The following is a 13256-nucleotide window of genomic DNA, read 5'->3' as shown; positions in this document are numbered from 1 at the left end:
GGGGCGGGCGGGGTGTCCGGCGAGCGCGGGGCGTTCCGGGGCGTCGGGGTGTCGCGGCTTATGCGCGCGCCACCGCCGCCAGGGCGGTCGCGGCCTCGCCGGCCGGTGTGACCGTCATCCGTACCGGGGTCGGGTCGAAGCCGTTGCAGGGGTTGTTGATCTGGGGGCAGTTGGAGACCAGTACCAGGGCGTCGGTCTCGGCGCGCAGCACCACTTCGAGGCCGGGGGCGGAGATGCCGTCCACGATGCCGAGGGTGCCGTCGTCCTCCACCGGCACGTTCATGTACCAGTTGACGTTGCTCACCAGGTCCCGTTTGCCGAGCCCCCAACGGGCGCCCTCGGCCAGGAAGTTGTCCACGCAGGCGTGTTGCGACCAGGTGCGGTGGCCGTAGCGCAGGGTGTTGGACTCCTTGGAGCAGGCGCCGCCGATGGTGTCGTGCCGGCCGCAGGTGTCGGCGACCACCGTCATCAGCGGGGTGTGCTCGTTGGAGAGCAGCACGCTGCCGGTGGTGAGGAAGATGTTGCCCTGGGCGTGGACGGTGTCGGGCGCGCTGTAGCGGACGGCGGTGTCGTGGGCGTCGTAGACGAGGAAGTCCACCGTCTGGTTGCCGTGCAGGTCGGTGATGGTGAGCAGGGCCCCGGCCGGGATCACCGCCGACCAGGGGGCGCGGGCTTCGACGGTCGTCACGGTGCCGGTGCCGGCGGTCACGCGATCCCCCTGGCGGCGAGGTACTCGGCGGTGTTGAGGAAGGCGCGGCGGCCCTCCGGGGTGGTGTCCCACAGCGGGTCGCTCGGCGCGGTCGGGCTGCCGTGCCGGGCCCGTACCTCCAACGGCCCGCAGGTGTACGCCGGCCGGGGGTCGAGCGGGTGCGGCACGTTCGCCAGCAGCACGGTCAGCGGCTGCTCGGCCCGCAGCGCCACGGCGGTGTTCGGGCCGGCCGAGCCGATGAACTCCAGGACACCGTCCGGCTCGACGCGTACGCCCTGGAAGAAGGAGAGCGACGGCGGCAGGTCGCGGGGCGCCAACCCGTGCTTGGCGGCGGCCAGTTTGAACAGCTCGCGGCCGGAGGGGGTGCGGCCGTGCGGTGAACCGTCGCCGTAGCGCGCCTGGTTGCGGACCGCGGTGGACGTACCGCACAGCGTGTCGTGCCGGCCGCTGGTGTCCGCGATCAGGGAGGCGAGGACCCGGCCCTGGTCGGACAGCAGGAGCTGGCCGGCGCCGAGGTAGGCGTTCCACTGGACCTTGGCGGTGTCGGCGGTGTTCAGCCGCTCCCAGGGGCGGCCGTCGACGAAGAGCAGCAGGTGGGCGCAGGCGTCGCCGGTGGGGTCCGCGAGGCGCAGTTCGGTGCCGCGGGCCAGTGTCTTGTGGGTGTAGCCGCCGCCCGCGACGGTTTCGGCCCACAGCAGGCCGTCCGGCGCGGGCACGGTCGGCATCGCGCCGCCGCGGGTCCGACCGCGCGCCTGGGCGCGGGCGTGGTCGCGGGCGGCGTGGGCCGTGTCCGTCGTCATCGCGGCTCTCGACGCCGCCTTCGATGTCCTGGTGCTTCTCGTCGCCACGGTGCGACACACCTCCGGTCCGGCTCGGCGGGTGACTTTCTGTCGTCCGACAGAAAGTAGGCGGCGGTGACTTCGACCCGGTTGCCCGGGGGTTGCGGCGGGGTTACCGGGTGCTCACGGGACGGGCGGGGCTGCACTGGCCACGGGCTGTGCGACGATCAGTCGGTGAGCGTCAACAGCAGACGGGTCGGCCGGCCGCGGGCACAGCAGCGTCCGGACAGCGGGATGAGCGCGCGGGAGGAGCTGCTCGCGGCGGCGGCCGAGCTCTTCACCACCCGCGGGTACACCGCCACCACGACCAGGGCGCTGGCCGAACGGGCGGGTATGCGGCAGGCGTCGATGTACCACTACGTCGGCGGCAAGGAGGACCTGCTCGCCGAACTCCTGGACGGCACGGTCACCCCGTCCCTCGACCTGGCCCGGGTGCTGATCGCCGACGACACCCGCCCCGCTGAGCTCCGCCTGTGGGAGCTGTGCCGCTCTGACGCGGAACTCCTGTGCGCCGGCCCGCACAACCTCGGCGCCCTCTACCTCCTCCCCGAGGTCGCCTCCCCCCGCTTCGCCGGCTTCCACCGGGCCCGTACCGCCCTCAAGGCCGCCTACGCCGACCTCCTGTCGGCCACCGCCCCCGGCGCCGCCCTCACCCCCGCCGACCTCGCCCTGCGCGCCGACCTTCTCTTCGCCCTGGTCGAGGGCCTCATCCTGGTCCACCGTGCCACCCCCTCCCGACCCGTCCCCGTCACGGCCGCCGCCGCGGCCGACGCCGCCCTCCGCATCGCGGGCGTGGGCCCCGACGCCCTCGCCCGCCTCCGGGACGGGTCCTAGGACGACCGCGGGCGCGGATGGGGACGGGCGGAAACGGGAGGTGCCGCGGACGGGACCCGGCGTGGGGAGGACTCCGCGCCGTGCCCGCGCCGTCCGCCAGCGGAGGCCCAGTGCCACCACGACCAGCAGGAACAGCAGGGTGAGCCACAGGAAGTACCCACGGCCGCCCGACGGGTCGTAGACGGCGGCGCGGGGCCAGGCGAGGCCGACGGTCATGGCGAGGCCGCACAGGAGGGCCGGGGCGTTGACCGGGACGCGAAAACGGCCCAGCGAAAAAGGGGGGGCTGCCCGACTCGTCGGTGCCGGACGGGAGTCCGGAACGCAGCCGGCGTACCAGCCGGAGACCCTGCCGCCGGGCCGGCTCGACCACTGGTGGACGGCGCCGGAGATCGGGTAGCGCGCGGCGAGTTCGGCGGAGCAGGGGGGCGATGAGGAGCTGGCCGGCGAGCGCGGCGGGCCAGGTCAGAAGAAGGGGGAGCCGCCGAAGGAGTAGCCGAAGGCGAAGAACCGGGAGACGGCGGTCGGGACGGGGATGAAGGAGAAGCCGGCCGCGAAGGACGCGGAGCGGCCGAGCGTGCGGTGGAGCTCCTGGCGGTAGCCGAAGCCGGTCAGGCCGGCCGGGCCGTCGCCGGCCGGGCCGTCGGGCCGTCGGGCGGGTCGGGACGGACGGACGGTGCGGTGGCGGTCATGGGGGTGACCCCTGTCACGTGTTCCTGTCGAGCGAAAGAAACGAGGGAGCGGGTGTTACCCACCGATGACACGTCCGTGTCCGCCACGGGCCGAACTCCTCACACAGCCGCCGCATGCCGAGCGGCACCGGCGTTCCGGTCCGGTCCGCCGCCCGGCCCGGTGGGGGAGGGGTGACGGCCGGTCAGGCGGACGGGCTGCTGAAGTAGTGCCCCTTGTCGAGGTCCTCGATGAGGCCGGGCCGGGTCGGCTGCCACCCCAGCAGTTCACGGGTCCGGGTGTTCGACGCCGGGCTGTCGGCGCCCAGGAAGCCGGCCATCCAGCCGAAGTGCGCACCCGCCTTCTCGGCGGAGACCGCGACCACCGGCACCCCGAGATGCCGCCCGATCACCTCGGCGACGGACCGGACCGGCACCCCCTCCTCGGCGATCCCGTGCAGGACCGATCCCGCCGGGGCCTTCTCCAGCGCCAGCCGGAAGAGCTGCGCGGCGTCGTACCGGTGCACGGCCGGCCAGCGGTTGGCCCCGTCGCCGAGGTAGCCCGAGACGCCCTTGTCGCGGGCGATGGCGACCAGCGTCGCGACGAAGCCGTTGTCGCCCTCGCCGTGCACCGTCGGGGCGAGCCGCACCACGGACGAGCTGACACCGCGGGAGGCGAGGGCGAGCGTCAGGTGTGCGTTGCCCAGCCGTGCCGCCGGCCCGCCGGGGAGCGGCGCCGACTCGGGTTCGCGCCTGTCCTGCTCGGTGGCCACCCGGCCGGGGGTGAGCCCGAGCGTCCCGGAGGCGATCACGAACGGCCGCTCGCTGCCCGCGAGCGCCTCGCCGAACGTCTCGATCGCCCGCCGGTCCGCGGCGGTGGCGTCGTCGAACTGCCCGGAGAAGGCCAGATCGTGCTTGAACGCGAGGTGGATCACGCCGTCCGACTCGGCGGCGGCACCGCGCAGCGCCTCCGGATCGTCCAGGGTGCCGCGCCGTACCTCGGCCCCGGCCGCGGTGAGCGCGGCGGCCGAGGCGTCCGAGCGGGCGAGACCGACGACCTGGTGACCCGCGCCGATGAGCTCGGGGACGACGGCGGATCCGATCCAGCCGGACGCGCCGGTGACGAAAACACGCATGGGAAGACCTCCGGGTGCGTCGACCGCCCCCGTCGCGGGCTCGCGCCGGGAGAGTCGATGTCAGATGCTGTCATCAACCGTAGCACTCGATGTCAGCCGCTGCCATCGCGTAGGATCCGGGTATGAGTCGATGGGAGCCGGACGCGCGCGGCCGGCTGGAACGGGCGGCGATGGAGCTCTACCGCGAGCGCGGGTTCGACCAGACCACCGCGGCGGAGATCGCCAAACGGGCGGGGCTCACCGAGCGGACGTTCTTCCGGCACTACGCCGACAAGCGCGAGGTGCTGTTCGCGGGCGCGGGCCCGCTGCAGGAGTTCTTCGTCGACACCCTGGCCGGCACCCCGGACACCGCGGCGCCGATCGACGCGATAGCCGCGGTGCTCGACGCCGTCGGCGAACTCTTCGCCGAGCGCCACGAGTTCGCCCGGCAGCGCCAAGTCGTCATCGCGGCCAACGCGGAGCTCAGGGAACGCGAGCTGATCAAGCTCGCGTCGCTGTCCGCAGCCCTGGCCGACACACTGCGCCGCCGCGGTGTCAGCGAACCGGCCGCGAGCCTGACCGCCGAGGCGGGGATCGCCGTCTTCAAGATCGCGTTCGGGCGCTGGACCGACGGAACCGGCAAGCAGGACCTGGCACAGCTCATGCGGGAGTCGCTCGCCGAACTCAAGGCCGTGGCCGCGGGGAGCTGAGCGTGGCGGCGCCGCCGCGGGGCCGGGCGGACCGCTCAGCCCGCCGCGGACTCCTGCTCCCGCTCGACCTGCTCGTTCCACTCGCGCTTGGACGCCTGCCAGCCGTCCTCGTCGGCGCCGCGCCGCCAGTAACCGGAGACGGACAGCCGTTCGCGCGGCACGCCGCGGTCGAGCCGGAGGTGGCGGCGCAGCTCCTTGACGAAGCCGGCCTCGCCGTGCACGAAGACCTGCACGTCACCGGCGGGGAAGTCGAGGGCGGTCACCGCCTCGACCAGTGCCGCGCCGACCGGCCGGTCGGCGCGGTGCAGCCAGACGATCTCCGCCGCGCCGCCGGCCAGCAGCTTCTGCTCCTCCTCGGGTCCCGCGACCTCGACGAACACCTTCGCCGGTGCACCCGGCGGCAGTTGCTCCACCGCCGCCGCGATCGCGGGCAGCGCGCTCTCGTCACCGGCCAGCAGGTGCCAGTCGGCCGCCGGATCGGGTGCGTAGCCGCCGCCGGGGCCCATGAAGTGGATGCTCTCGCCGGGGCGGACCGCGGCCGCCCACGGCCCGGCGAGCCCCTCGTCCCCGTGGTGCACGAAGTCCACACTCAGTTCGCGGCTCGCCTCGTCCCAGGCCCGGACCGTGTACGTACGGGTACGCGGCCACTGCTCGCGCGGCAGTTCGGCGCGGATCGCGTCGAGGTCCGGCGGCTCCGGATAGGTGACGCCCTCGGGCGCGAAGAGCAGCTTGACGTAGTGGTCGGTGCAGGAGCCGATCTCCAGCGGGGCGGCCGGGTCGACGGCCAGCACCACCCGGATCATGTGCGGGGTCAGCCGCTCGGTGCGGACGACGGTGGCGTGCTTGGGCGTGCGGGTCCTGCGCTGCGGTCGGTCGGCCATGGTGCGCCCGTTCTCTCGCGGTCCTGGTTAGGTAAGCCTAACCGATGGTCGGAAACCGGCCAGGGGGACCTCGCGACCGACTTCGCGACCGACTTCGCGACCGACCTCGCGACCGACCTCCCGGCCGCCGGGTTGGGCCGGGCCCGGAGCGAGGCCGGTTCAGGAGCGGGTGAGGTCGGCGTAGAGCCGGGTCCAGGCGGCGTCACGGGAGGCGGGCGGCCTTCCGCCGCAGGAGGGGAGCGACCTTTGGGCGGTGAAGTGGCGGAGCATGGTGAGGACGGCGAGAGGCCTGCCGTCCTTGCCGCCGGCGTAGTCGCGGTCAGGCAGCACCGGTTGGTGCGGGCGGCAGACCGGGCGCGGTGTCGGGGCGCCGGTGTCGAGCGCTCCGGTCGGCGGTCCCGACCCGCCGCAGGAGGTCAGCGTGAGCGGCGGTGAGCAGGACGGGAGCCGCGAAGCGGCGGTGCCCGGAGGACATGGCGTTCACCTCGGGTGTCGGGACGGAGCGGAGAGGACGGGGCGTGCGGGGCCGGAGCGGCGGGGGCGCGGACCTGGCCGGCCAGCGTGTCGCAGGCGGTCCTGGCGTGGGCCGCGGCCTCGGGCCGCGCCGAGCCGGCCGTCGTGGTCGGTGTCCATCGCGGGCAGGCCCTGAAGCGTCGGGATCTCGGCGGTGTCGACCACGGCGAGGTCGTCGACGTGGCCTGGACGCAGGGTGAGTCCGTCGTACCGGTTGACGGTGAAGTCGCCGAGCGGATGGGCCGAGACGGCGGGCGCGGTCAGCCAGACCAGGGCCGGGACGCCGGCCGGCAGCAGGGCGGCGCGCCGGGCTCGCGGACGGGCGGGGCCGTCGGCGCGGGCCCCGGCGCGGGCGCGGGCCCCGGCGTGGCCGCGGGCCCCGGCGTGGCCGCTGGTGCCGGCGCTGGTGCGGGTCCCGGTGCTGAGGCTCATCGTCGGCCTCGCACGGCGGTGAGGCGGCTGCGGGCGTCGGCGGCGAAGAGCCGCTGCTCGGCTTCGAGTACGCCGTACTGGGCTGCGGCCTCCCGGGCCCGGCCGAGGACTCCAGCAGCTCGCCGAACTCCAGTACGTGCTGCGGCTGCGGCACCCGGTCGACGGCCGTCCGGTAGTCGGCCACCGCGCGGGGGATCCGGCCGAGGGCGGCCTCGGCGCGGGCCGACCCGGCCACCGAGGCGGTGTAGGTCGGATCGAGGCGGAGCGCGCTGCGGTAGTGGTCCCGGGCCTGCTGGGGATGGCCGGTGCTGCAGGCGAGTTCGCCCGGGTAGTGCTGGCAGAGCGCCTGGTCGGCCGGGTTGGCGGCGCCCTCCGGCGCCCGCCGCAGCGCCTGCTCGGCCTCGGTGGTGCGGCCCTGGAGATCCAGGGTGTACCAGGTCCGGGGTGCCGGTGCCCTGGCTGTCGATGTTGATGTCGTAGTGCGCGTCGGTGGTGAACGGGTAGAAGTCCGGCCCGCCGTTGGGCTCCTGGAAGGGGTACCAGTTGGCGATCAGCGTCACCGTGTCGGACTTGTCCGGGCCGGAGAACGCTCAGAGGTCGGTGTTGCCGACCTGCAAGTCGGAGGCGATCAGCGGCGCCTCGCGGTGGCTGGACGCCTGGCCGACCTCCGAGCCGGGTCCGACCGGCGCGGCGCCCGCGACCGCGGTGCCCGGCGCCAGCAGCAGCGCGGTGGACTTCCACCGGCCGACGCCGGCCGGTGTTCTGCGTGGACTCGTGGAGGAACTTTCCGTGGGGAGGAGGACCCCGGTCGGAAGACCGGTTCCGCACTCCCCTTCGGCCTGCGGGGCCCGCGGATGGGTGCGGCAGGCCGCACTGTCCCGATCGGCCGAAGGACCGGCCACTTTTGAAGGTGTTCCCGGTGTTCCCGGTGTTCCCGGCGTCGGGGCCGGGCGGGAACGGCCCGGACGGGAGCCGCCGGGTGCGGCACCCGTCGGGGCCGTGCGCTGTGAGGTGCGGCCCGTCAGGAGGCGGTGCAGGTCGGCGCGGGCACGGTGAACGCGCCGGACGCCGTGCCCTGGAAGCCGAAACTGGTGGAACCCGACGCCGCGACGGCGCCGTTGTAGGAGAGGTTCCTCGCGGTCACGGCGCTGCCGGTCTGGGTGACGTCCGCACTCCAGGCGCTGGTCTCCTTCTGGTCTCCCGGCCAGGTCCAGGAGACCGTCCAGCCGTTGACGGCCGCGCTGCCCGCGGTCACCGTGACGGTCGCGGTGAAGCCGCTGTCCCACTGGTTGTCGATGTGGAGGGTCGCGGTGCAGCCGTTGCCGCCCGTGCCGCCGGTGGAGCCGCTGGTCGTGCCGGACGACGTACCGGTGGTGGTCCCGGACGAGGTCCCGGAGGAGGTGCCGGACGAGGTGCCGGAGGAGGTGCCCGCGCTCGTGCCGGCCGACGTGCCGGACGACGTGCCCGCGCTGGTACCCGAGGACGTGCCCGCCGAAGTGCCGCCGGTCGAGCCCGTGCCGTCGAAGGCCGGTGCCTTGACGCTCGTCAGGTAGCCGTCCTTGACGGTGTCGACGCTCTGCCAGTCGTCCTTGAGGATGCCGCCGGTGTCACCGGAGTCCGGGTTCCACGACCAGAACGTCCAGCTGAAGCTGTCACCGCCGTTGCCGGCCGTCGGCAGCAGGTAGGAGACCAGTGCCTTCAGCCACTGCTGGTCGATCGTCGACTGCAGGGTGGTGCCGAACTCGCCGACCCAGACCGGGGCGATGTTCTGCTTGAAGATGTAGCCCCAGTAGCGGTCCCACACCGCGGGCATGTTGGCGGGGAAGGCAGGGTCGGTGAACCAGCTCTGCTGGGCGACGCTGGTGGCGTAGTCGTGCGCCGAGTACACGACCCGGTCGGCCACGTTGAGCCGGACCGGGTACTGGCCGACGCCCATCAGGTTCCCGCCCCACCAGCCGGAGGTGCCGTTGAAGGTCTGGATGCCCTCGACGAAGATCAGCAGGTCGGGGTTCACCCCGAGCACGGCGTTCCCCGCCCGCTCGGCGGCCAGCCGCCAGTCGACCGAGGTGTCGCCGCAGCCCCAGCAGGCCGGGTCGTGCGGCTCGTTGTGCAGGTCGATGCCGACCACCGCGGGGTTGTCCCGGTAGCGGGTGGCCAGTGCCTGCAGGTCGGCGATCCAGGTCGACTCCGGCACGCTGGCGGTGTACCAGAGCGCCGACTGGCCGGCGGCGTCCGGCCGGTGCCGGTCGAGGATGATCCGCAGGCCGACGGAGCCCGCGTAGTCGACGATCTTGTCCATCACCTGAAGGGACGTCAGGCCCTGGAGGTCCTGGTTCATGTTGTAGAAGTTGATGCTGTTCGGCATCGTGCCGGGCTTGAGGATGTCGTCGCTGTACGGCAGCCGGATGGTGTTGTATCCCAGCGACTTCATCTGGTCGATCATGCTCTTGTAGTCACGCGACCAGAGGCCGTGCGCCACGTCGTTGCTGGTCTCGAAGCCGAACCAGTTGACGCCCGCGATGCGCACCGGCTGGTTGTCCGCGTCGAGGATCTGCCGTCCGCTGGTGTGCCAGTAGCCCGCCCCCGCGGCGGCGGGTGCGACCGCCCGCGCGGCGGCCGGGGCGGCGGCCGTGGCGGACGACTGGCCGAACAGCGCGAGAAGCGCGAGGAGCGACAGCAGGGCCGCCGCGGCGGTGGCGGTCAGTGCGGCCCCTGGCGGGCGGAGCGTTCGCCGGGGGCTCGTCGGTGAGCCGGGTGTGGGGACCACGGGTGCGATTCCTCTCGGTGGGGGGCGGAACGCTTGCGGTCGGGGCGGTGGGGGTACCGGGTGTGGGAGCGCTCCCATATGGTGTGCATGAAAGCGACGCCACCGACGGGACGTCAAGGGGGCGGACGGTCTTCAAGTAGTGAAGCGGCGGCCGTGCGGCCGGGACCGCCGCCGCGGCGGCGCCCGGACCGGACCCTCGCGCGGCCGGCCCGGCCCGCCCCGGAGGCGCCGACTCCCGGTTTCCGGGGCACATTTGACGACCGCCCGGACACCCTCGGCCGGAACGCTGCGGCCCCGCCGGGGAAGGGAAAGGATCTTCATCAAAAACCGCACGCGACCCGTACGCCACAGTGTCTACTGGGCAGGACCCGCCTCGAACGGGCACCCGTCCGCTGTCCGCCGCCGATCTCCCAGTGATCTCCCCGAGACTCTTCCGAGGCCGATTCGATGACCGAACCACCGGACCCGGTCGTCGGCGGCCCGGCCGCCGGGACCTTCCTGGCGCTCGTCCCGGGGGCGGCCTGCCCCGCTCCCGCCGGCACCGCATCCGGCGGCACGAGGAGGTCGCCGGGCACCGCCCCCGTCCCGACCGCACCCGGCCGGGACCCGAGGGCTCCCGCCGGGCGCTCGAAGGGCTCCGCCGCGCCGCGGCCCGCCGCCGGCCCCGCCCCAGAACCGGGCAGCCGCGCCGCGCGCCCCCCGGCAGGCGCCGAGCCCGCGCGGGCCGCGGACACCACCCGCGCCGACCGCGCCGCCGAGGACGGCGCCGGCGGCGTACCGCCCCGGCGCCGCCGCCGGCCCCGCGCCCCCCGCCTCGCCGAGGCCGTCCCACCGCCGCTGCCGCCCGCCCGCACCCCGGAGGAGTCGGCCGCCGTGCTCGGCGCCCTCCGGCCGGGCACGGCGGCGGCCCCAGCCGTCCCAACCGAAGGGAAAGACCCGTGATGACCAGCCGCGACACCGGCGACACCGCGTGGGTGCTCGATCCGATCCTGGAGATCCCCCATGTCAAGGCCGCCGTCCTGCTCACCAGGGACGGCCTGGTCTCGGGCTACACCGACACCCTGTCCCGGCCCACGGCGGAACGCGCCGCCGCGATCGTCAGCACCGTGCAGGGCGCCTGCCGCACGGCCGCCGCGGCCTTCGCCGACCGCGACGACGCCCGGGTCCTGCAGGTCGTGGTGGAGTCCGACCACGGCTACATCCTGGTCGCGCCCACCGCCCACGGCACCTGCGTGGCCGCTTACAGCGACCCGGAGGTGCGGTTGGACCTGCTCGCCCACCGCGTCCACTCGCAGGTCGCCCGGCTCGGTGAGAAGGCGATGACCGCCGCACCCCGGGGCGGGCAGGGCGACATCCCGGCATGACCCGCCGCCGGACCGGCCGTCCGCCGGTCCCCGCCTGTCCGGTCCCCGCCTGTCCGGTCCCCGCCTGTCCGTCCGCCGCCGGGGCGGCGTGGCCGGGCCGCCCCGGCCCGCGTGGGCCGTCCGTGCCGGTCGGTACCGGCCGCCGCCCGCGCGACGAGCCGCCGGCCGCCCGGTACGGGCCGCTCGAAGTGCCGGACGGCGGCGCGCCGACCGCGGTGGAGGCCGCTGCGCCGCCGCGGCCGCCGGTCCGCACCCTCCGCGTCCCGGCCGCCCCGCCTGCGCCCGGCCGGCAGGCCTCGCTGATCGCGACCGGGTCCGTCCAACGGCTCTCCCGGCGGCTGCCGGACCCGGGCCGGTCACCGCCCGCGAGCGCCGCAGCCGGCGCCAGGAGCTCTTCCACCGTTCGTCGACGGCACCGCCCGTCCGCTTCCCCCCACGTACTCCCGACCAATCTGGAGAACGCACATGACGAGCTCCACCGGCCCGGTCCGCCCGGCCATCGACCCGTTCGGCGGTGACATCGCCGCCGAGACCGCACGGTTGCGGGCCCTCGGCCCGGTGGTGCCGGTGGACCTGCCCGGCGGCATCCCCGCCTGGGCGCCCACCGGCCACGCCGCCCTCAAGTCGCTCATCCTCGACCCGCGGGTCAGCAAGGACCCGCGGCAGCACTGGTCGCTGTGGCCCGAGGTCGGCCGGCACCCGTCGTGGTCCTGGATCCTCGCCTGGGTCGGCGTGGTCAACATGCTCTCCTCCTACGGCCCCGACCACACCCGGCTGCGCAAGCTGGTCGCCCCCAGCTTCACCGCCCACCGCACCGAGGCGATGCGCCCGCGGATCGAGGCGATCACCACCGAACTCCTGGACGCCCTGGACGCCGCCCAACAGGCCGCCCCCGGTGAGCCGGTGGACCTGCGGGCCGGGTACGCGCACCCGCTGCCGATGCGGATGATCAGCGAACTCCTCGGCGTCCCCGACCACCTGGTGGGCGCCTCCGGCGCCCTGGTCACCGCCCTCATGGACACCTCCGACACCAGCCCGGAGCACGGGGCCCTCGTCCAGCAGCAGATCGGGACCGTGCTGTCCGCCCTGGTGGGCTACAAGAGCGAGCACCCCGGCGACGACATCACCACCGAGCTGATCCGGGTACGGGACCACGACGGCGACCGGCTCAGCGGCGAGGAGCTCCTGCACACCCTGCTGCTGGTGATCAGCGCCGGCTTCGAGACCACCGTCAACCTGATCGGCAACGCCGCGGTGGCACTCCTGCGGCACCCCGAGCAGCTCGCCGCGGTGCGGGCCGGCGGGATCTCCTGGGAGGCGGTCGTCGAGGAGGTGCTGCGGGTGCACCCGTCGATCGCCGCCCTGCCGCTGCGGTTCGCGGTCGAGGACATCGAGGTGGCCGGGGTGACCATCCCGGCCGGCGACGCCATCGTCACCACCTTCGCGGCAGCGGGCCTGGACCCGGCCCACTACGGCGAGAGCGCGGGTGGGTTCGACGCGGCCCGCGGCGCCGACGACCACCTGGCCTTCGGGATCGGCGTGCACCGCTGCATCGGCGCCCCCCTGGCCCGGATGGAGGCGGTCATCGCGCTCCCGGCCCTCTTCGAGCGGTACGCCGGCCTGTCACTGGCCGCCGGCCCGGCCGACCTGCGGCAGGTGCCGTCCTTCATCGCCCAGGGCTGGAAGGAGATCCCGGTCCGGCTGCGCTGACGCGCGCCGCGCCCGTATCCGGCCCGGACCGCGTACCGCCGCGACCGCCCGCGCCGGCCCGCTGACCGGCCGGCGGGCCCGTGGGCGGCGTGCCGCACCGGCCGAGCGGGCGCGGCCGGACGGGGCACCGAGCGGCCGGGCACCGCGGGGCCGGGCACCCTGCGGGTGGCCGTCGCGCGGTCGGCCGCCGACCGCGGAGCCGCCCGCCCGTCCTCAGGCCGGCCGGGTCGGGGTCAGCGACTCCCGGGCGGCCGGCTCCCCGCAGTGCCCGCAGCGCAGGTCGACCTCCAGCGGTTCGCCGCAGGTGTGCCGGAACACCACGGCGGGCGAGTCCACGGCCCACTTGTCGCCCCAGGCCCGCAGCCCCTGCATCACCGGGAACAGCTCCTGGCCCGCCTGCGTCAGGTGGTACTCGTGGCGCGGCGGGTGCTCGCTGTACGGCCGGCGCTCGACGACGCCCGCCTCCTCCAGCTTGCGCAGCCGGTCCGCCAGAATGTCGCGGGACGCGCCCGTGCAGCCCGCGATCCTCGAGAAGCGGTGCACCCCGTAGGCCAGCTCCCGCAGCGCGAGCAGCGACCAGCGCTCACCCCGGATCTCCAGCGCGACGGCGACCGAGCACGGCCGGACCGCGACCGGCGCCAGCGCCATCACGTAGGGCGCGCCCGGCGCCACCGGAGCCCCCGCCGCCGGCCCGGTTCCGGCCCGTCCCCCGACCGG

General features: G+C 74.9%; 15 protein-coding genes and 1 pseudogene. 5 read left to right on the top strand and 11 right to left on the bottom strand.

The window, feature by feature from the left end:
* Positions 1-58 precede the first annotated feature (58 nt).
* Both RLT57_RS04000 and RLT57_RS03995 read right to left on the bottom strand, forming a co-directional pair.
* Positions 59-709: an urea amidolyase associated protein UAAP2 gene (locus tag RLT57_RS04000; protein WP_311295972.1), complete on the bottom strand. Its 651-nt coding sequence runs from the start codon at positions 707-709 to the stop codon at positions 59-61.
* A complete protein-coding gene (locus RLT57_RS03995; RefSeq protein ID WP_311300563.1) occupies positions 706-1509 on the bottom strand; it encodes an urea amidolyase associated protein UAAP1 in 804 nt (267 codons plus the stop codon). Before RLT57_RS03995 ends, RLT57_RS04000 begins: the two co-directional genes overlap by 4 nt.
* Before the next feature lie 273 nt (positions 1510-1782).
* Between RLT57_RS03995 and RLT57_RS03990 the strand changes: the two genes are divergently transcribed.
* Positions 1783-2382 carry a TetR/AcrR family transcriptional regulator gene (locus RLT57_RS03990; RefSeq protein ID WP_311300562.1) on the top strand — a complete coding sequence of 200 codons (600 nt, stop codon included), beginning with the start codon at positions 1783-1785 and terminating at the stop codon, positions 2380-2382.
* Between the two features lie 318 nt (positions 2383-2700).
* On the opposite strand, the pseudogene RLT57_RS03985 reads toward RLT57_RS03990, so the two are convergent.
* Together RLT57_RS03985 and RLT57_RS03980 are read right to left on the bottom strand one after the other, a co-directional pair.
* Positions 2701-3071 (bottom strand): annotated as a pseudogene (locus tag RLT57_RS03985) (amino acid permease); the annotation flags it as partial.
* 182 nt (positions 3072-3253) lie between these two features.
* Entirely contained in the window at positions 3254-4183 is a 930-nt protein-coding gene (locus tag RLT57_RS03980) for an SDR family oxidoreductase (RefSeq protein ID WP_311295971.1), read from the bottom strand.
* 122 nt (positions 4184-4305) lie between these two features.
* Here RLT57_RS03980 and RLT57_RS03975 point away from each other — a divergent pair, with 122 nt between their 5' ends.
* Positions 4306-4872 carry a TetR family transcriptional regulator gene (locus RLT57_RS03975; RefSeq protein WP_311295970.1) on the top strand — a complete coding sequence of 189 codons (567 nt, stop codon included), beginning with the start codon at positions 4306-4308 and terminating at the stop codon, positions 4870-4872.
* 35 nt (positions 4873-4907) lie between these two features.
* On the opposite strand, the gene RLT57_RS03970 is transcribed toward RLT57_RS03975, so the two are convergent.
* The 6 genes from RLT57_RS03970 to RLT57_RS03945 all read right to left on the bottom strand — a co-directional run bounded on the left by RLT57_RS03970 (position 4908) and on the right by RLT57_RS03945 (position 9465).
* Positions 4908-5753 (bottom strand): siderophore-interacting protein, encoded by an 846-nt coding sequence (locus tag RLT57_RS03970; protein ID WP_311295969.1) that lies wholly within the window; start codon positions 5751-5753, stop codon positions 4908-4910.
* Positions 5754-5912: 159 nt separating this feature from the next.
* A complete protein-coding gene (locus RLT57_RS03965; RefSeq protein WP_311295968.1) occupies positions 5913-6083 on the bottom strand; it encodes a hypothetical protein in 171 nt (56 codons plus the stop codon).
* A gap of 150 nt (positions 6084-6233) precedes the next feature.
* On the bottom strand, positions 6234-6698 hold the full coding sequence (locus RLT57_RS03960) for a hypothetical protein (protein WP_311295967.1): 465 nt from the start codon (positions 6696-6698) through the stop codon (positions 6234-6236).
* Complete coding sequence (locus RLT57_RS03955; RefSeq protein ID WP_311295966.1) at positions 6695-7258, bottom strand: DUF4331 family protein; 564 nt, start codon at positions 7256-7258, stop codon at positions 6695-6697. The genes RLT57_RS03960 and RLT57_RS03955 overlap by 4 nt, the downstream gene beginning before the upstream one ends.
* A gap of 30 nt (positions 7259-7288) precedes the next feature.
* Positions 7289-7600, bottom strand: a complete 312-nt coding sequence (locus RLT57_RS03950; protein ID WP_311295965.1) for a hypothetical protein — start codon at positions 7598-7600, stop codon at positions 7289-7291.
* A gap of 119 nt (positions 7601-7719) precedes the next feature.
* Positions 7720-9465 carry a cellulase family glycosylhydrolase gene (locus RLT57_RS03945; protein ID WP_399127985.1) on the bottom strand — a complete coding sequence of 582 codons (1746 nt, stop codon included), beginning with the start codon at positions 9463-9465 and terminating at the stop codon, positions 7720-7722.
* A 447-nt stretch (positions 9466-9912) separates the two neighbouring features.
* Here RLT57_RS03945 and RLT57_RS03940 point away from each other — a divergent pair, with 447 nt between their 5' ends.
* The 3 genes from RLT57_RS03940 (at position 9913) to RLT57_RS03930 (ending at position 12539) form a co-directional block, all read left to right on the top strand.
* Positions 9913-10407, top strand: a complete 495-nt coding sequence (locus RLT57_RS03940) for a hypothetical protein (RefSeq protein WP_311295964.1) — start codon at positions 9913-9915, stop codon at positions 10405-10407.
* Positions 10407-10829, top strand: coding sequence for a roadblock/LC7 domain-containing protein (locus RLT57_RS03935; RefSeq protein WP_311295963.1), 423 nt, complete (start codon positions 10407-10409; stop codon positions 10827-10829). Before RLT57_RS03940 ends, RLT57_RS03935 begins: the two co-directional genes overlap by 1 nt.
* A gap of 465 nt (positions 10830-11294) precedes the next feature.
* A complete protein-coding gene (locus tag RLT57_RS03930) occupies positions 11295-12539 on the top strand; it encodes a cytochrome P450 family protein (RefSeq protein WP_311295962.1) in 1245 nt (414 codons plus the stop codon).
* A gap of 213 nt (positions 12540-12752) precedes the next feature.
* Here the strand turns inward: RLT57_RS03930 and RLT57_RS03925 are convergent, their stop codons facing one another.
* Positions 12753-13211, bottom strand: a complete 459-nt coding sequence (locus RLT57_RS03925) for a winged helix-turn-helix transcriptional regulator (protein WP_311295961.1) — start codon at positions 13209-13211, stop codon at positions 12753-12755.
* Positions 13212-13256 lie beyond the last annotated feature (45 nt).

Source organism: Streptomyces sp. ITFR-21 (assembly GCF_031844685.1).
Taxonomy (GTDB): Bacteria; Actinomycetota; Actinomycetes; order Streptomycetales; family Streptomycetaceae; genus Actinacidiphila.
This window is presented reverse-complemented; position numbering and strand designations above follow the sequence as displayed.